The sequence below is a fragment of the Planomonospora antibiotica genome, assembly GCF_014647955.1.
Lineage (GTDB): Bacteria > Actinomycetota > Actinomycetes > Streptosporangiales > Streptosporangiaceae > Planomonospora > Planomonospora parontospora.
This window is the reverse complement of sequence record NZ_BMQE01000008.1, coordinates 92682-110161: the sequence shown is the minus strand read 5'-3', so window position 1 is coordinate 110161 and position 17480 is coordinate 92682. Positions and strand designations below refer to the sequence as shown.

Below are 17480 nucleotides of genomic sequence, written 5' to 3'. Positions count from 1 at the left end.
TCTCCGACGGGACGGCCCGAACCGAGAACACGTTCCACCGGCGGCGCGCCCGCCCCGCACTCCGGACCGGGTCTGCGAACCGGCGGGCCTCCTCACGAGCAGGAGTCCCCGGACCGGCGCGGCCGCGCGTCAGGCCGTGTACGGCAGGTGCTTGATGCCGTTGATGAAGTTGGACAGCAGATAGGAGGGCTCTCCGGTGGAGCGGATCTCCGGTAGCCGGGTGAGCAGTTCGCGGAACATCACGGTGATCTCCCGGCGGGCGAGGTGGGCGCCCAGGCAGTAGTGGGGGCCGGGACCGCCGAACCCGACGTGCGGGTTGGGGTGGCGGGTGATGTCGAAGGCGTCCGGATCGGTGAAGACGGACTCGTCGCGGTTGGCGGAGTTGTAGAAGAGGAGCACCTTGTCGCCCCGCCGGTAGTCCATGCCGTTCATCGAGTGGTCGCGGGTGAGCGTCCGGCGGAACTGGATCACCGGGGTGGAGTGGCGGACGATCTCCTCCACCGCCCCGGCGATGCGGCCCTCGAAGTCCTCCGTCAGCAGCGCGCGCTGCTCCGGATGGTCGGTGAGCAGCTTCAGGCCGTGGGAGATCGCGTTGCGGGTGGTCTCGCTCCCGGCCACCACGAGCAGGATGAAGAACGAGCCGAGCTCCTGCGGGGTGAGGGACTCCTCCCCGTTGACCAGCAGGCTCGTCAGGTCGCCGGTGGAGCGGCCCCGGCGCTCGCGGCCGAGCCGGGCGGCCAGGTGGTTGAGCTCGCGTCCGGCGCCCATCAGCTTGACCAGCCCGCGCGCGACGTTCCAGCGCCTGAGCTCGGGCTGGATGCCGGTGTACTCGGGGTCGGAGTTGCCCAGGATGATGTTGGTGGCGCGGAGCACCCGGCCGTGGGCCTCCGGGGGGACGCCCATCATGTCGCAGATGACCTGGACCGGGAGGCGGGCGGCGATCTGGGCGACGAAGTCGCCGGGGCCCTCCGTGATCGCCTCGTCCACGATCCGGGTGGCCGCCCGCTGCAGGTCCTCCTCCATCTTGGACAGGATCCGGGGGGTGAACGCCCGCGAGACGATGCGCCGCAGCCGCGCGTGCCGGGGGTCGTCCATGTTGATCATCGAGCCGAAGTAGACCGCCAGCCACCGGGGCAGGTCGACGATGCTGTTGGCCGTCGGCTCGCTGCTGAAGACACCGGCGTTCCGGCTGGCCTCGGTGACGTCCGCGTGCCGTACGAGCGCGTAGTAGCCGGGCCCGTGGCCGACGAAGGGCACCTTGTTCTCCTTGACGAACACGGGCCGGTCCAGCTCGCGGAGGCGCTTGAAGGCGGCCATCCGCTCGGGCTGCGGCAGGGCCCAGAACGGGATCTCTGACAGGTCGATGTCCGCCGTGTTCACCGTCATGGCCCCAGATTTCGGCAAGTGCTCACTTACGTCAAGTGTGAGTCATACCACATCCGCTCACCCGGCCGTCGCCCGGTCGTCACGCGACCGCCGCACCGCCGGCCGTTCACATGACCGCCGCCCGGTCCGCCGCGACCAGCTCGGCGGCCCTTTCGGCGATCATGACCACGGGGGCGTGGGTGTGGCCCCGGTTGATGACCGGCATGACCGAGGCGTCGGCGACGCGCAGCCCGGAGACCCCCCGGACCCGCAGCGACGGGTCGACGACCGACTCCTCGTCGCCGCCCATCCGGCAGGTGCCGACCGGGTGGTAGAGGGTCTCACTGCGCTCCCGGATCCAGCGGACGAGCTCCTCGTCGGTCTCCGGGCCCCAGTACGGGGCCATCGGCGGCCCCGCGAACGGCGCGAGGGCCGCGGTGGCGAACAGCTCCTTGGCCCGGCGCAGCCCGGCCACCTGCCGCCGGACGTCGGCCTCGGCCGTCAGGTAGCCGGGGTCGATCACCACGTCGCGGCCGCTCAGCGTGATCCGGCCGCGGCTCTCCGGCTGGAGCAGGATCGAGGCGATGGTCAGTCCGTGCCCGGACGGCGGCGTCAGACCGTGGTCGACGAACGGGCCGGGGGCGAAGATCAGCTCGATGTCGGGGGCCGGCTCGGCCGGGCCGGTGCGGATGAAGGCCACCGCCTCGCCGACGTTGGAGGTGAGCATGCCGCTCCGGCCGATCAGGAAGCGGAGCAGGTTCGGCACCGACTCGGCCCCGGCGAGCGTGACCGGCCGGGGGCACTGCAGGAAGATCCCCGAGGCCAGGTGGTCCTGGAGGTTGGCGCCGACCTGCGGCAGGTCGCGGAGCGGTTCGACGCCCTCCTCCCGCAGGGCCTCGGCCGGGCCGATGCCCGACAGCATCAGCAGGTGGGGCGAGCCGATCGCGCCGGCCGACAGGATCACCTCCCGCCGCGCGCGCACCACCGCGCCGCCGGGGCCGGCTGCGGCACCGGAACCGCCCGGTCCCGGGCCGGGGCCGTACTCCACGCCCGCCGCGCGGCCGTCCTCGACGAGCACCCGGCGCGCGTGCGCGCCGGTGACCACGGTGAGGTTGGGCCGCCTGAGCGCGGGCCTGAGGTAGGCGTCGGCGGCGCTCCAGCGGCGGCCGCGGTTCTGGGTGACGGGGGTCCGGCAGTACCCCTCGTTGGAGGGGCCGTTCAACTCCTCCAGCCGGGTGAGCCCGAGCTCGGCGCAGGCCGCCAGGAACGCGGCCGTGGTGACGTTGGGACTGCGCAGCTCGGAGATGTGGATCGGGCCGTCGCTGCCGTACACCCCGCCGCGGTTGCTGCCGACGCGCCGCTCGGCCCGTCGGAAGTACGGCAGGACCTCGTCGTAGGACCAGCCCGGCACGTTCCAGCCGTCGTAGTCGGCCCGGTGCCCGCGGACCCACATCTGGGCGTTGAGCGAGGAGGAGCCGCCGAGCATCCGGCCCCGCGGCCAGTAGAGCTCCCGGCCGGACAGCCCGGTCTGCCCGGCGGTGGTGAAGTTCCAGTCGCAGGGCGTCTTGAAGAGCTTGGCGAACCCGGCGGGCATGCGGACCTCGAGCCTCGCGTCGGAGCCGCCCGCCTCGAGCAGTGCGACGCTCACCGACGGGTCCGCCGAGAGCCGGTTCGCCAGGACGCATCCCGCCGATCCGGCTCCCACGACCACGTAGTCGTACTCCATGCGCGCTGCCCCTTCCTCCGGCGGACGGTGGGCTCGCCTCCCCGTAAGCGGGCTCTTACCTGCATACGCTCCGGCGCTTTGCCCGTCAATTTGTAACCTTGCTTACCTACCGGTAGGTATGCTCTGCCTGCCAGGATGAACGGGCCAGAGCTTGTCCGGAGGAGGACCCAACCCATGCTCAACCTGTCGATCGTGCTGGAGGACAGCGCCCGGGAGTGCCCCGACCGCACCGCGGTGGTCTACGGAGACCTGCGGCTGCCGTACTCCCTGGTCAACACAGTCGCGAACCAGGTTGCCAACCTGCTGGTCTCGCGCGGGATCGGCAAGGGCGACAAGGTCGCGCTCGCCTGCCCGAACCTGCCGTACTTCCCGTTCGTGTACTTCGGGATCCTCAAGGCCGGGGCGACCGTCGTGCCGCTCAACATCCTGCTGCAGGCCCCGGAGATCACCTACCACCTGCAGGACTCCGAGGCCAAGGCGCTCTTCTGCTTCGAGGGGCTGCCGGACCTGCCGCTGGGCGAGCGCGGCAGGCAGGGCTTCGAGGGCGCCGAGGGCGCCGAGCACTTCTTCGTGCTGCCCGCCACCCCCTTCGCCACCGAGTCGGCGCACGGCGAGACGATCTGGGCGGCGCTGGACGGCGTCTCCGGCGAGTTCGAGACGGCGCAGACCGCGCCCGACGACACCGCCGTCATCCTCTACACCAGCGGGACCACCGGCCGCCCCAAGGGCGCCGAGCTGACCCACATGAACATGCTGATGAACGCCATGGTCTCGGACGAGATGTACCCGCGCGCCGAGGACGGCGACGCCTACCTCGCGGTGCTGCCGCTCTTCCACTCCTTCGGCCAGACCGTGGTCATGAACGCCGGGTTCCGCCGCCGCGCCACCCTCGTGCTCCTGCCGCGCTTCGAGCCCGGCCCCGCGCTGGAGCTGATGCGCAAGGAGAACGTCACCCTGTTCGCGGGCGTGCCGACCATGTACTGGGGCATGCTGACGAAGATCCACGCCGACGGCGACGAGGTGCCCTCCTCGCTCACCACCGCCGTGGCGGGCGGCGCCTCCTCCCCGGTCGAGGTCCTCAAGGACTTCGAGGCCACCTTCGGCATCGGCATCCTGGAGGGCTACGGCCTGTCGGAGACCTCCCCGGTGGCCAGCTTCAACCAGCTCGGCAGGCCCACCAAGCCCGGCACCATCGGCACCCCGATCTGGGGCGTGGAGATGAAGCTGGTCGACGGCCAGTGGAACACGGTCGAGGGCGAGGGGCCGGGCGAGATCGCGATCCGCGGGCACAACGTGATGAAGGGCTACTACAACCGGCCCGAGGCGACCGCCGAGGTCATGAAGGACGGCTGGTTCCGCACCGGTGACATCGCCACCAGGGACGCCGACGGCTACTACACGATCGTCGACCGGGCCAAGGACATGATCATCCGGGGCGGCTTCAACGTCTACCCGCGCGAGATCGAGGAGGTCCTGATGACCCACCCCGAGGTCTCCCTGGCCGCGGTGGTCGGCGTCCCGCACGACTCGCACGGCGAGGAGGTCAAGGCGTACGTCATCCGCACCCCCGGCGCCGGCCTCACCGAGGAGCAGCTGATCTCCTGGTGCAGGGAGAACATGGCGGCCTACAAGTACCCGCGCGTCGTCGAGTTCCGCGACGCGCTGCCGATGACCGCCACCGGCAAGATCCTCAAGCGCGAGCTCCGCTAGTCCCGCGTTCCGCGGAGCCCCCGGGTCCCCTCCGGGATCCGGGGGCTCCGCACCTCCGGAGGGCGTCCGCCACCGCGCCCGGCCGGATCGCCCAGGTCACCCGGATCGCCCGGACCCCGGATGGTCGCCGCCTTGACCGGCCGGATTCCTCAGGTTCCGGCCCGCGGTGCCGACAGGACGGACATGACGGTCGGGAAGACAGGGCTTTTCCTCACTGCGGCGGTCGCGGCTTCGGCGGTGACCGCCGCCACGTACGCATCGACGGTGGGCCAGATCCTCTACTTCGCCGTGTACGGCGTGGTCTGCGCCCTGGCGTGGTGGGCGGCGCTGCGCTCCGGGGCGGGGGCCGCCCGCCGTCCGTGGCTGCTCATCGCGCTCGCCCAGATGCTCTGGCTGACCGGTGACGTGATCGAGCTGGTGTTCTTCCTCACCGGAGAGGTGCCCCCGGTCGGGATCAGCGACGTCCTCTGGCTCGGCGGCTACCCCCTCATCGCCGCGGCCCTGGTCCTGATGGCCCGCCACCGGGCGCCCGGCAGGCTCCGCGCCGGCGCGCTCGACGCGTTGACCCTCGCCACCGTGGCCGCCCTCGCCTCCTGGCAGTTCCTGATCGAACCCCTCTTCGGCGGCGGGTACACCCTCGCCGAGACGATCGTGCCCGCTCTCTACCCGGTCGGCGACATCGTGCTGCTGGCCGCCGCGCTGTTCCTCGTCCTGTCCCCCGGCGAGCGCGGCACCCCGACCTACCTGCTGCTCACCGCCGTCTTCACCTACCTGGCCGTCGACCTCGGCTACAACCTGCTGCCCTACGTGCTCGACTACTCGTACGTGGAGCGGCTCGGGGCCGGGCTGCTGCTCGGCCACGCGGTGCTCGTCGCGGCCATGCTGCATCCCGGTCACGCCGAGCTGACCCGTCCCGGCTCCCGCATGGGCACCCTCCACCCGGCGCGGGTCCTCTTCCTCGGTATGGCCCTGCTGGGCACGCCCGCCCTGGCCCTGCGGCACTCCGGCTTCAGCGGCGAGGAACTGGCGCTCATCCTGGCCGGCTCGGGCTGCGCGGCCTTCGTGCTGACCCGGTTCACCATGGCGGTCCGCGAGCAGGAGCGGCTGCAGGCCCAGATGGCCTACCAGGCGCACCACGACCCGCTGACCGGGCTGGCCAACCGGACCGTGCTGAACGACACCCTGGAGCGGGTCATGCGTACACCCGGCACCGGCGTGGCGGTGCTCTACCTCGACCTCGACGGGTTCAAGGCCGTCAACGACGCCCACGGCCACGAGGCCGGCGACGCGGTGCTCGGCGCGGTCGCCGGGCGCCTGTCGGCCGCGGTGCGCGGCGGCGACCTGGTCGCCCGGCTCGGCGGCGACGAGTTCGTCCTGCTCTGCCCCGGGGCCTCGCACGACGACGCCGTACGCCTGGCCGAGCGCGTCCTGCACGAGGTCTCCGCTCCGGTGCCGTTCCGGGGGCACGAGCTCTCCGTCGGAGCCAGCGTCGGCATCGCCGCCTGCGCCGGCGAGGCGTCCGGGAACGCCGCGGTGGGGATCCTGCGCGCGGCCGACACCGCGATGTACTCGGCCAAGCGCCTCGGCAGGGGCCGCTGGGTCACGGCCGACTCCGCCGACCCGATCATGGCCGCCTGACCGCCCCCCGACCGGCAGGCCGGTCGGGGACCATGGCGGTCCGCCCTCCCGAAGGGGCCGCGTCACCCCGCCCGGCGCGGCGGGGACCGCGGCGTCCGTCCGGACGCATCGCGGCCCCCGTGCCGGGTCAGGGCCAGTCGCGGGCCGGGCGGAGCGGCATGCGGGCGCCGCCCTGGGAGTCGAGCCTGGTCGCCAGCACCTGGTGGAGCTGGATCTTGTTGCGCTCGAAGCCGACCACGCAGCCGGCCATGTAGAGCCGCCAGACCCTGGCCCGGCCCCGGCCCACCTCCCGGACGGCGTCCTCCCAGCGGTCGTCGAGGTTGGCGGACCAGTGGCGGAGGGTCCGGGCGTAGTGCTCGCGGAGGTTCTCCTCGTGGCGGATCTCGAAGCCGGTGTCCTCCATCTCGCGGATCAGGGTGCCGACGGACTCCAGCTCCCCGTCGGGGAAGACGTAGCGGTTGATGAAACCGCCGGTGTTGATCGTCTTCTCCCTGCCGGTGGGCCGGGTGATGCAGTGGTTGAGCAGGCGCCCGCCGGGCAGGAGCTTGCCGTGCAGGAAGCGGAAGTAGAACGGCAGCTGGTCCCGGCCGATGTGCTCGGTCAGGCCGATCGAGCTGACCGCGTCGAACCCGGTCTCCCTGACGTCGCGGTAGTCGGAGTGCCGGATCTCGACCAGGTCGCCGAGCCCCGCCTCGGCGACGGCCTTCTGCCCCCACTCCGCCTGCTGCCGGGAGAGGGTGACGGCCAGCACCTTGACGCCGTACTCGCGGGCGGCGTGGATGGCCATGCCGCCCCAGCCGCAGCCCACGTCCAGCAGCCGCATCCCCGGCGCCAGTCCCAGCTTCCTGGCCACCAGGTCGAACTTGGCGAACTGCGCCTCCTCCAGGGACGCCTCCGCGGTGGGGAAGACCGCGCAGGTGTAGGCCATGGAGGGGCCGAGCACCCACTCGTAGAAGGTGTTGGACACGTCGTAGTGGTGGTGGATCACCTCGGCGTCCCGCCGCTTGGCGTGCCGGCTGCCGAGCCTGGCCATCATGCTGCGCCGTACCTCCTGGGCGGGGGGCGGCAGCCACATCGTCAGGGGCTTGACGCCCAGGGCCCGGACGGTGGCGAGCTTCTCGGCCACCGTGAGGTCGTTGACGGTCAGCGACCACATCCGCGACAGCAGGGTGTACATGTCCCCGTGCACGTCGAGGTGGCCCGACACGTACGCCCGGGCGAGACCGAGCTCGCCGGGCGCCTGCGCCAGGTAGGCCACCGCGATGGGGGATTTCACCTCCAGGGTGACGTCCGCGTCGGAGGGACCGGTCTTGCTGCCGTCGTAGGCGGCGAAACCGATGCCCGCATCGGGACCGACGACGTTCTCGAAGATCTCCGCGAGCCTCACAGAAGCAAACCTCCCTAGCGCCCCCGTACGCACTTGTCGTAGAGATCGAGCAGCCGGCCGCCGGGGTCGTACGCCCGTTTGACCGGCCAGTAGGCGTCCCCGTTGTAGAGGCGCCAGAATTCGTCCCGGGGGTAGAACGACGTGGAGTAAAGAGACTTGTGGCCCTCGAGCGCGTGCACCTCGTGCTCGATCAGCCGGTTGTGGTGGCCGTCGAACCGGCCCCGGGGCAGCGGGACGACCCCCCAGAAGCCGAAGTTCACGTACAGCCGGCCGGGCTCCAGCGGATAGAGCGGCCACTCCTCCGCCGACCTGAGCGGGCACATCCAGACCGGCGTCATGCCGACCTTCTCGTGGAAGAACTCCAGGAAGTCGGCGCCGCGCTCGACCGGCACCTCGATGTCCTGGATGACCGACTCGTGCACGGGCCGGCCCTGCCAGCGGTCCAGCCGGGCGGTCACGCCGTACCTGCGGTCGAGGCCGACGAGCCTGCGGTAGACGTCGGACCGCATCCACCGGCGCGGCATCAGCGAGCGCACCAGCGGGTCCTGCACCCCGAAGGCGCGCGAGCACCAGAACCAGTCGGTGTCCCAGCGCCACAGGTAGTCGCGGACGGTCAGCCAGTCGCGGGTCCTGGTCCTGATCGACTGGTAGTAGATCCGCATGCCGGTGTAGTCCGAGACGTACGGCGCGCGCTCGGCGAACCGGCCGAGGGTGATGTAGAGCTCGTCGGGGGCGAAGTAGGTGCCGTCCACGAAGTCGACCGGCTCGCCGTCGTGCTCGCCCCGCTCGCAGATCTCGTTCATGGCGAGCATGCACTTGTGGGCGTCGGTGAACTCCAGGTGCGTCAGCCGGACGTACGGCAGGACCGGCTTGAGGCGGATCCGGATCCGCAGCGCGTAGCCGAGCGTGCCGTAGGAGTTGGGGAAGGCGCGGAACAGCTCGCGGTGCTCGTTGTCGTCGCGGGCGACGACGACGCGCCCGTCACCGGTGAGGATCTCCAGCTCCTCGACCGACTCGTGCGGCAGCCCGTCCCGGAAGCTGGTGGACTCGATGCCGAGGCCGGTCACCGCGCCGCCGAGCGTGATGGTCTTGAGCTGGGGCACGACGTACGGCATGAGCCCGTGCGGAAGCGTGGCGTCCACGAGGTGTTCGTAGGTCGTCATCCCCTGGACCTCGGCGGTCATCGCGACCGGGTCGACCTCGATGACGCGGTCCAGGTCCCTGGCGGAGAGCCGGGCCGCGCGGGCGCCGTCGCGGAACCGGAAGAGGTTGGTGGTGGCCTTGGCCAGCCGGGGCGCGGCCCCGGAGGGGATCGCCGCGTAGGACTCCCTGATCTGCTCGACCGCCCGCCGGTGCGCCGACATAGGTGTCGTGGGCGTCACAGGACATCACCCCCAGGCTCTCGACAGGAAAGATCGCCTCTAGCACGTTATCTCGCCGTTGCCCGTGCGGCCAGGAGGGGTGCGTTAAACGCGCGAAAACTCTCGGGACGGGGGAGGGACGGGCTTCCCCGCGTGCCACGTCATCCCTCGCGCTCCAGCCGGAAGCTGTCGAGCACCCGGCGCATCATGGCCTGGTGCCTGCCCCACCGGGACTCCGCGGTGGTCCAGGTGAGCACGATGGCGGTGTCGCCGCGCTCGACGAAGCGCCGCACCTCGCGGTAGTCCGTGCCGGGCGAGGCCCACTCCGCCCCGCCCCCGCCCTTCATCACCCAGCCGAACCGCCAGTCGAGCGCCCTGCCGTACGAGGTGGGGACCTCCGCGGTCTCCTCGGCGGAGATGTCGCTCCACCGGCCGAGCTCCTCCCGCAGGCTCTCCTGGACCGTCTCCAGCCCGGAGACGGGGCGCAGCACCTCCACCGACATGTGCGCGTCGCCGTCGGGACTGGTCCAGTGGGTGTATCCGGTCTCGGCGATGTGCTCCGGCTTCCAGCCCGCCGGGTACCGGATGGACCACCGCTCCGGGTCCTCGCCGTTCCACTGCTCCGTCCCGGCTTCGGCGGCGGCCACCCGGCGGCTCCGGGTGGGCTCGGGGGTGGGGGTGGGCGACTCCTCCGGCGTCTCGGACCGGGCCTCCTCCTCCGGCGCCGGGAGGACCTCGGGCGGGCCCGGGTCGGCCCGGGAGGCGGAGGTCTCCCCCGCCCCGGACATGACCCATCCGGCGGCGCCGGCGCCCGCCAGGAGCACCGCCAGAACCGCGGCCACCGCCACCGGGGCCCGCACGCCGCGGGAGCGCGGGGAGTGCGGGGCGGGGGCCGTACGGCCGTCCCCGTTGCCGGCACCGTGCCGTCCCGTGTGCTCCCCGACGGGACGGCCCTGCGCGGTACGGCCCTGCGGAGTGCGGTCCGGCGGGAGGCCGTCCTGGGACGGATGGCCGTGGGGCGGATGGCCGTGGGGCGGACGGCCCTGTCCCGGGCGGCCGGGGTCCGGATGGCCCTGCCCCGGACCCTGTGGCCGGTGTCCGGGGTCCGGACGGCCCTGTCCCGGGCGGCCCGGCACGGTGCGGCCGGGGGCCGTGCGGCTCTCGGCGGTGCGGCCGAGCGGTCCGGACGGCTCTCCGCTCACCGCGGCCAGCAGCGCGTCCGCGTGCCCGGCGGTGAGACGGTGCGCCGGGTCGCGCCGGAGCAGCCCGGCGAGGACCTCGCGCATCGCCGGGTGGACCCGGCCGAGGTCGGGCTCCTCGGTGAGGAGCGCCCCCAGGGTGGCCATGGCGTCGCGCCGCTCGAACGGCCCCCTGCCGTCCGTCAGCATCGCGTACAGTGTGGCGCCGAGCGACCACAGGTCCGACCAGGGGCCGGCGTCCGTGCCCACGGCGCGCTCCGGCGGCAGGAAGCTGGGCGATCCGGTGACCATGCCGGTCTGGGTGAGCGAGGCGTCGCCCTCCACGGTGGCGATGCCGAAGTCGGTGAGCACGGCCCGGCCGTCCGGGGTGAGCAGGACGTTGCTCGGCTTGACGTCGCGGTGCAGGATCCCCGCCCGGTGGGCGGTGTGCAGCGCCGAGAGCACCTGGCGGCCGATCGCGGCCACCTGGGGCACCGGCAGCGTGCCGACCTCGTCCAGGCCCCGCGCCCTGACCAGCTCCATGATGATCCAGGGGCGGCCGTCCTCCTCGGCCACGTCGTAGACAGCGACGATGCCGTGGTGGTTGAGCCGGGCCGCGGTCCTGGCCTCACGCGAGGTGCGGGTCAGCTGGCGCTCCTGCTCCGCCGGGGACAGGTGCGGCGGGAGCAGCACCTCCTTGACCGCGACCGGGCGGTCGAGGAGCGTGTCGTGCCCCTCCCACACCACGCCCATCCCGCCGCGGCCGAGCTCGCGCATCAGCCTGTAGCGCCCGGCGATCATCCGTTCCCCGTGCGGATATGCCATACGACTCTCCCCGTTGCCAAACCGACGGCCGCAAGTTTCCCACAGGTGGGGGTCGGCGGGTGGGGCGTCTTGCCAGGGCGATCCGAATGTTGTTCTACTTGCCCGGAGGGGAAGCCCGGCGTCACCGGGCGATCGTCCGCCACGACCGCGCCCGGCCGCGTTCCGGGGCGCACCGAGGAGTCACCGATGGATCACACGCCCAGGAAGGGCCCGCTGGCCGGGGTCCGCGTGCTGGAGCTGGCAGGACTGGCCCCGGGACCGTTCGCCGGGATGATGCTGGCCGACCACGGTGCCGAGGTGCTGCGGGTCGAGCGGGTCGCCGCCGTGGCCGCCGCCGGGGACCGGCCGCGCCGCGACGTGATGGACCGGGGCAAGCGGACCGTCGGCCTGGACCTGAAGTCGCCCGAGGGGGTCGCCGCGTTCAAGGAGCTCGCCGCGCACGCCGACGTCGTCATCGAGGTCTTCCGCCCGGGGGTCGCCGAGCGGCTGGGCATCGGCCCGGACGACCTGCACGCCGTCAACCCGCGCCTGGTCTACGGGAGGATGACCGGCTGGGGCCAGGACGGCCCGCTGGCGCCGACGGCCGGGCACGACATCGACTACATCGCGATCTCCGGCGTGCTTTCCATGCTCGGCCGCGCGGGCGAGAAGCCTACGCCGCCCATCAACATCCTCGGCGACTTCGCCGGCGGCGGCCTGATGCTGGCGTACGGCGTGCTGCTCGCCCTGATCGAGCGGGAGCGCACCGGCGAGGGCCGGGTGGTCGACGCCGCCATGGTCGACGGGGCGGCCACGCTGTTCGCGATGTTCTACCACGGCGTGCAGTCCGGCTTCTGGGGCCCGCGCGGCACCAACCTGCTCGACACCGGCTCGCCGGTGTACGACACCTACGAGACGGCCGACGGGGGGTACATGGCGGTGGGCGCCCTGGAACCGCGGTTCTGGGCGCAGCTGGTCTCGCTCATGGGCCTGACCGACCTGCCCGACCGCGAGGACCGGGCCAACTGGCCCGCCCTGCGCGAGCGGCTGGCCGAGGCGTTCCGGTCGAGGACGCGCGCCGAGTGGGAGGCCGTCTTCGACGGCACGGACGCGTGCGTCTCCCCCGTGCTGGACATGGCCGAGGCCGCCGACCATCCGCACAACCGGGCGCGCGGCACGTTCGTCGAGGTGGACGGGGTCCGGCAGCCCGCCCCGGCGCCCCGGCTGCTGGGCGCGCCCGGGCCGGACCTCTCCCCCGCCACCCGGCTGGCGGATCTGTCCTCCTGGGGCCTGCCGGACGAGACCGCCGCGAAGCTGCGCGAGGCCGGGGTGCTGGCCTGACCGCCGCGAAGCTGCGCGGGACCGGGGTAGCGGCCTGACCGCCGCGAAGCTGCGCGAGTCCGGGGTGCCGGCCTGACCGCCGGCCGGATCCCTCCGCACGGCCGCTGACCGGCCCTTCTCCGTCGGCGCCCCGGCCCTGCACGCCTCTCCGAGGGCGGCACGCCTGGACGCAGGTGTGCCGCCCTTCGTCGTAGGACTTGCTTGGAATGTAGTACTTCTACTACATTCATTCACATGAGTGCTGCAGTGAGTGTGCGCGGCCTGCGGATGAAGTACGGCGCGGCCGAGGTGTTGCGGGGAGTCGACCTGGAGATCCGGCGCGGGGAGATCTTCACCCTGCTCGGCCCCAACGGCGCCGGGAAGACCACCACGATCGAGATCCTGGAGGGCTTCAGGAACCGGTCGGCCGGCGAGGTGAGCGTGCTCGGCACCGACCCGGAGAAGGGCGCCGACGCCTGGCGGGCCAGGCTCGGGATCGTCCTGCAGAACTGGCGCGACCACAACAGGTGGGGCGTCCGGGAGCTCGTCGCCCACCTGAGCGAGTTCTACGACGACCCGCACGACCCGGACGGGCTGCTGGCCGCCGTCGGCCTGACCGGGCAGGCCGGTCAGCAGGTGGGCCGCCTGTCCGGCGGGCAGCGCCGCCGGCTGGACGTGGCACTGGGCATCGTCGGCCGGCCCGAGCTGCTCTTCCTGGACGAGCCGACCACCGGCTTCGACCCGGAGGCACGGCAGGAGTTCCACCTGCTGCTCGAGAAGCTCGCGGCCGACGACGGCATGACGGTGCTGCTCACCACGCACGACCTGGTCGAGGCCGAGAAGCTGGCGCACCGGACCGCGATCCTGACCGGCGGCCGCATCACCGCCTGCGGGACCCCCGCCGAGCTGGCGCATGCCGTACAGGCGCAGTCGCGGGTGCGATGGCTGGAGGACGGCCGCGAACGGACCCTGACCACCGACGACCCCTCTCGGGCGGCGTGGGAGCTGCACGAGAGGTTCGGCGGTCCGGTCCCCGGACTGGAGATCCGGCGGCCGTCGCTGGAGGAGAGCTACCTGGAGCTGATCGGGAGGGCCGCATGAACGGCAGGGCACTGCGCATCGGGATCAAGCGGGGCTGGGCGGAGCACATGCAGCTGCTGCGCAACCGCAGAGAGCTGACCACCACCCTGGTCGGCACGGCGGGCATCTTCGCCCTGCTGCTGCTCTGGATCGGCGACGAGCAGGTGAAGGGGACGGACGTGTCCTCCGGCATGTTCATGACCTCCGGCTTCCTGGCCTTCACCGTCTTCTCCAACGCCCTGATGACCCTGCCGATGGCGCTGGCCGCCGACCGGGAGGAGGGGACGCTGCTGCGGCTGCGGACCGTCCCCGGCGGGATATCCGCCTACCTCGTCGGGCGGGCGGTCACCCTGCTCTGCCAGATCGCCGTGCAGAGCGCGCTGATCCTGGCCACCGGCGTCGCCGTGGGCGGCGCCCCGCTGCCGCACGACTGGCCGGCGCTGCTCTGGGTGCTGCTGCTGGGCACCGTGGCCGTCGTCCCGCTGGGCGCGGCGATCGGCTGCCTGCTGCCCGGTCCGAAGGCGGCGGGCGCGGTCCTGGGCCTGCCGATGATGGGCCTGATGGTCACCTCCGGGGTCATGCTCCCGGTGACCTACATGCCGGAGGCCGTGCAGTGGATCGCCCAGGCGTTCCCGCTCTACTGGCAGGGACTCGGACTGCGCGCCGCCTTCCTGCCCGACACGATGCTCGCCGCGGAGATCGGCGGGAGCTGGCGCCTGCCGTACGTGGCGGCGGTGCTGGCCGCCTGGGCGGTGGCCGGCATGCTGCTCGCCCCCGTGCTGGTCCGCCGGGTCACCCGGCGGGAGTCCGGCTCGCGGCTCGCCGAACGGCAGCTCGCCGCCCAGTCGTCATGACCCGCAGGAGGCCGCGATGAGTGCGGAAGAGGTCCACAACCGCATCCCGATGCTCCGGGCCGAGCGCGGCGTGTCGCGCAAGGAGCTCGCGACGGCGCTCGGGGTGCACTACCAGACCATCGGCTACCTGGAGCGGGGCGAGTACAGCCCGAGCCTGTACCTCGCCCTGCGCATCGCCGAGTACTTCGAGGTCCCCATGGAAGTCGTTTTCTCGTTGAAGCCGTTCCCGCGGCTGGGAAGTGAACCGAAATGACCGACGGGCGCAAGGCCCCCTGGCGGATCAGCCAGGCCGAGGCCGTGCAGATGGACATCCTGCCGGGCTGGTACGCCACGCAGGGCCGCCGCCGGCTGCTCGCCGCGGCCGGGGCGTTCTCCCTGGCTCTCGCCTGGGCCATGGCCGGGGTGGTGTGGATCATCGGGCCGGACGGCGGGACACGCTGGATCGTCTTCGCCCTCATGGCGGTCATGGCGGTGGTCTACTTTCCGGCCGTGACGCTGATGAACGTCGCCACCCGGGGCATGACCGCGCTCACCGAACGGAACCTGGACGAGCGCCAGGTGGGCGAGCGGCTGCGGGCCACCGCCGTGGCCCACCGCCTGATGACCCGCCTGCTCGCGGCCCTCGCCTGCCTGACGCTGGGCGTGGGCCTGCTGCGCGGCCGCGAGCACATGGTGCCCGGGTCGACCCTGCTCTACCTCTCCCTGGCCGTGGCGCTCACCCACTTCGTGCTGCCGCTGATCGTCTCCTGCTGGCGGATGCCCGACCCGCCCCCGGACGACGAGGACGAGGACGAGCGGTCCTCGTCCGCCGACGGCGGAGCGGCGACCGGCACGCCGGGGATCGGCGCGTAGGCACGGCGCACCGGCGCCGGCGGTCGGCGCGTCGGGCCGGCGCGGCCAGTGCGTCGGGGCCGGCGGTCAGTGCATCGGCGGGAAGACGGCCACGTAGAGGTCCACGCCCTCGCGGTGGTGGACCTCCAGGTCGGTGCTGAAGGCCCGGGGCGGGGTGCCGCCGGACTCGGTGTGCTTCCACAGGCGCTGCCACGACTCCACCAGCGCGCCCGGCATGGACCCCCGGGCCTCCAGCTTCAGCGCCGGGACGCCCGGCACCCGGACCGCGACCATGCCCTCGGGCAGCGCGGCGGCGGTGCGCACGGCCACCCCGACGATCTGCGTGTAGAACCCGTGGTGGTCGCTCTCGTAGTCGGTCAGCACCGCGTACAGGTTCTCGTCCACCCGCCCCGGGACGTGCGCGAAGGCCCCCGGGACGCCCGCCCGCTGCCACAGCGCCGGCAGCTTCGCCCGCGCCGGGTCCAGCTCGTCGGCGTTGGACGTCCGTACGGCGTGGCCCACCACGAGTATCTCCGGCCGATCAACGACGTTCACAGCGCCTCCTCATGCGACCACCCCGACAAACACGCAAACCGGATCTTAGTGCTCATCGTGACCGTCCAGCCCCCATGGCCGGCCGGGAAACGGGGAAGGAACACCGCTGACCGCCCACACATAAGGTAGTGCCAGTCAGCTTCCCGGCCCTGACCGGCCGGACTTCCACACTGTAGGTGCCTGGTGAAATTCCTCAACGAGACGACTCCGACCCACGACCTGACCTACAGCGACGCGTTCATGGTCCCGGCGCGCTCCTCGGTCGGCTCGCGGCTCGCCGTCGACCTGTCCACCTCCGACGGGACCGGCACCACGATCCCCGTCGTCGTCGCCAACATGACGGCGGTCGCCGGGCGCCGGATGGCCGAGACCGTCGCCCGGCGCGGCGGCATCGCCGTGCTCCCGCAGGACATCCCGATCGACGTGGTCGCCGACGTCGTCGACTGGGTCAAGCGGCGCGACCTGGTCCACGACACCCCCCTCACCCTCACCCCGCACGACACCGTCGGCGCGGCGCTCAGCCTGCTGCCCAAGCGCGCCCACGGCGCGGTCGTCATCGTCGACGACGCGAACCGCCCGATCGGCGTGGTCACCGAGGCCGACTGCCAGGGCGTCGACATGTACGCCCAGCTCTCCCAGGTCATGTCCGACCACCTGCTCGCCCTGCCCGCCGGGCTCGACCCGCGCGAGGCGTTCGACCGGCTCCACGACGGCCGCCACCGGCTCGCCCCGGTCGTCGACGGCGACGGGCGCCTGGTCGGCATCCTGACCAGGACCGGCGCGCTGCGCGCCACCCTCTACCGGCCCGCCGTCGACGCCTCGGGCCGGCTGCGGATCGCCGCCGCCGTGGGGGTCAACGGAGACGTGGCCGCCAAGGCGAAGGAACTGCTGGAGGCGGGGATCGACTGCCTGGTGGTGGACACCGCGCACGGTCACCAGGAGAAGATGATCGGCGCCCTGCGGTCGGTGCGCGCGCTCGGTCCCGGCGTGCCGGTCGTCGCGGGCAACGTCGTCACCGCCGCCGGCGTGCGCGACCTGGTCGAGGCGGGCGCGGACATCGTCAAGGTCGGCGTCGGGCCGGGCGCCATGTGCACCACCCGGATGATGACCGGCGTCGGACGCCCGCAGTTCTCCGCGGTCCTGGAGTGCGCCGCCGAGGCCCGCCGCCTGGGCCGCCACGTCTGGGCCGACGGCGGCGTCCGCCACCCCCGCGACGTCGCCCTGGCCCTGGCGGCCGGGGCGGCCAACGTGATGATCGGCTCCTGGTTCGCGGGCACCTACGAGTCCCCCGGGGACGCCCGCACCGACGCCGACGGCCGCCGGTACAAGGAGAACTACGGCATGGCCTCGGCCCGCGCGGTGAAGCTCCGCACCGCCGAGGACTCCCCCTTCGACCGGGCCCGCAAGGCGCTGTTCGAGGAGGGCATCTCCACCTCCCGGATGTACCTCGACCCGCTCCGGCCCAGCGTCGAGGACCAGATCGACGCCATCGTGGCGGGCCTGCGCTCCTCCTGCACCTACGCCGGCGCCTCCACCCTGGAGGAGTTCCACGAGCGCGCGGTGGTCGGCGTGCAGAGTTCGTCCGGATACACCGAGGGCATGCCGCTCCACCAGAGCTGGTGAGCCGCCGTCCCGGGCGGTTTCCGTCCGGGACGCGCATTCCCCGGCGCA

Annotated in this window: 14 protein-coding genes; 8 read left to right on the top strand and 6 right to left on the bottom strand. The window is 72.7% G+C overall.

The features are described 5' to 3' along the window. Nucleotides 1-129: 129 nt before the first annotated feature. Both IEZ06_RS10210 and IEZ06_RS10205 read right to left on the bottom strand, forming a co-directional pair. Nucleotides 130-1386 carry a cytochrome P450 gene (locus IEZ06_RS10210; protein WP_189236433.1) on the bottom strand — a complete coding sequence of 419 codons (1257 nt, stop codon included), beginning with the start codon at nt 1384-1386 and terminating at the stop codon, nt 130-132. A 106-nt stretch (nt 1387-1492) separates the two neighbouring features. Continuing rightward, complete coding sequence (locus IEZ06_RS10205; protein WP_189236432.1) at nt 1493-3091, bottom strand: GMC family oxidoreductase; 1599 nt, start codon at nt 3089-3091, stop codon at nt 1493-1495. 174 nt (nt 3092-3265) lie between these two features. Between IEZ06_RS10205 and IEZ06_RS10200 the strand changes: the two genes are divergently transcribed. Further along, nucleotides 3266-4801, top strand: coding sequence for a long-chain-fatty-acid--CoA ligase (locus IEZ06_RS10200; RefSeq protein ID WP_189236431.1), 1536 nt, complete (start codon nt 3266-3268; stop codon nt 4799-4801). Between the two features lie 237 nt (nt 4802-5038). Beyond that, complete coding sequence (locus IEZ06_RS10195) at nt 5039-6439, top strand: GGDEF domain-containing protein (protein WP_203871875.1); 1401 nt, start codon at nt 5039-5041, stop codon at nt 6437-6439. A 127-nt stretch (nt 6440-6566) separates the two neighbouring features. Here the strand turns inward: IEZ06_RS10195 and IEZ06_RS10190 are convergent, their stop codons facing one another. The 3 genes from IEZ06_RS10190 to IEZ06_RS37150 form a co-directional block, all read right to left on the bottom strand. Beyond that, a complete protein-coding gene (locus IEZ06_RS10190) occupies nt 6567-7826 on the bottom strand; it encodes an SAM-dependent methyltransferase (RefSeq protein WP_189236429.1) in 1260 nt (419 codons plus the stop codon). Between the two features lie 14 nt (nt 7827-7840). Further along, nucleotides 7841-9190, bottom strand: a complete 1350-nt coding sequence (locus IEZ06_RS10185; protein WP_189236531.1) for an FAD-binding oxidoreductase — start codon at nt 9188-9190, stop codon at nt 7841-7843. 158 nt (nt 9191-9348) lie between these two features. After that, complete coding sequence (locus tag IEZ06_RS37150) at nt 9349-11190, bottom strand: serine/threonine-protein kinase (protein WP_268245588.1); 1842 nt, start codon at nt 11188-11190, stop codon at nt 9349-9351. Nucleotides 11191-11376: 186 nt separating this feature from the next. Here IEZ06_RS37150 and IEZ06_RS10175 point away from each other — a divergent pair, with 186 nt between their 5' ends. The 5 genes from IEZ06_RS10175 to IEZ06_RS10155 all read left to right on the top strand — a co-directional run bounded on the left by IEZ06_RS10175 (nt 11377) and on the right by IEZ06_RS10155 (nt 15275). After that, nucleotides 11377-12510 (top strand): CaiB/BaiF CoA transferase family protein, encoded by a 1134-nt coding sequence (locus IEZ06_RS10175; protein ID WP_189236428.1) that lies wholly within the window; start codon nt 11377-11379, stop codon nt 12508-12510. A 234-nt stretch (nt 12511-12744) separates the two neighbouring features. After that, nucleotides 12745-13590: an ABC transporter ATP-binding protein gene (locus tag IEZ06_RS10170; RefSeq protein ID WP_189236427.1), complete on the top strand. Its 846-nt coding sequence runs from the start codon at nt 12745-12747 to the stop codon at nt 13588-13590. Continuing rightward, nucleotides 13587-14423, top strand: coding sequence for an ABC transporter permease (locus tag IEZ06_RS10165; protein ID WP_189236426.1), 837 nt, complete (start codon nt 13587-13589; stop codon nt 14421-14423). Before IEZ06_RS10170 ends, IEZ06_RS10165 begins: the two co-directional genes overlap by 4 nt. A 16-nt stretch (nt 14424-14439) precedes the next feature. Continuing rightward, nucleotides 14440-14676, top strand: coding sequence for a helix-turn-helix transcriptional regulator (locus IEZ06_RS10160; protein ID WP_189236425.1), 237 nt, complete (start codon nt 14440-14442; stop codon nt 14674-14676). Continuing rightward, nucleotides 14673-15275 (top strand): hypothetical protein, encoded by a 603-nt coding sequence (locus IEZ06_RS10155; protein WP_189236424.1) that lies wholly within the window; start codon nt 14673-14675, stop codon nt 15273-15275. Before IEZ06_RS10160 ends, IEZ06_RS10155 begins: the two co-directional genes overlap by 4 nt. Nucleotides 15276-15341: 66 nt before the next feature. On the opposite strand, the gene IEZ06_RS10150 is transcribed toward IEZ06_RS10155, so the two are convergent. Beyond that, nucleotides 15342-15809 (bottom strand): GyrI-like domain-containing protein, encoded by a 468-nt coding sequence (locus tag IEZ06_RS10150; RefSeq protein WP_189236423.1) that lies wholly within the window; start codon nt 15807-15809, stop codon nt 15342-15344. Nucleotides 15810-15992: 183 nt separating this feature from the next. Here IEZ06_RS10150 and IEZ06_RS10145 point away from each other — a divergent pair, with 183 nt between their 5' ends. Next, nucleotides 15993-17432 (top strand): GuaB1 family IMP dehydrogenase-related protein, encoded by a 1440-nt coding sequence (locus IEZ06_RS10145; RefSeq protein WP_189236422.1) that lies wholly within the window; start codon nt 15993-15995, stop codon nt 17430-17432. Nucleotides 17433-17480: the final 48 nt, after the last annotated feature.

Excerpts from the sequence above, each read along its gene's own strand:
- IEZ06_RS10210 (WP_189236433.1), bottom strand. The coding sequence starts at position 1,386 with ATGACGGTGAACACGGCGGACATCGACCTGTCAGAGATCCCGTTCTGG.
- IEZ06_RS10205 (WP_189236432.1), bottom strand. The coding sequence starts at position 3,091 with ATGGAGTACGACTACGTGGTCGTGGGAGCCGGATCGGCGGGATGCGTC.
- IEZ06_RS10200 (WP_189236431.1), top strand. The coding sequence starts at position 3,266 with ATGCTCAACCTGTCGATCGTGCTGGAGGACAGCGCCCGGGAGTGCCCC.
- IEZ06_RS10185 (WP_189236531.1), bottom strand. The coding sequence starts at position 9,190 with ATGTCGGCGCACCGGCGGGCGGTCGAGCAGATCAGGGAGTCCTACGCG.
- IEZ06_RS37150 (WP_268245588.1), bottom strand. The coding sequence starts at position 11,190 with ATGGCATATCCGCACGGGGAACGGATGATCGCCGGGCGCTACAGGCTG.
- IEZ06_RS10175 (WP_189236428.1), top strand. The coding sequence starts at position 11,377 with ATGGATCACACGCCCAGGAAGGGCCCGCTGGCCGGGGTCCGCGTGCTG.
- IEZ06_RS10170 (WP_189236427.1), top strand. The coding sequence starts at position 12,745 with ATGAGTGCTGCAGTGAGTGTGCGCGGCCTGCGGATGAAGTACGGCGCG.
- IEZ06_RS10165 (WP_189236426.1), top strand. The coding sequence starts at position 13,587 with ATGAACGGCAGGGCACTGCGCATCGGGATCAAGCGGGGCTGGGCGGAG.
- IEZ06_RS10160 (WP_189236425.1), top strand. The coding sequence starts at position 14,440 with ATGAGTGCGGAAGAGGTCCACAACCGCATCCCGATGCTCCGGGCCGAG.
- IEZ06_RS10155 (WP_189236424.1), top strand. The coding sequence starts at position 14,673 with ATGACCGACGGGCGCAAGGCCCCCTGGCGGATCAGCCAGGCCGAGGCC.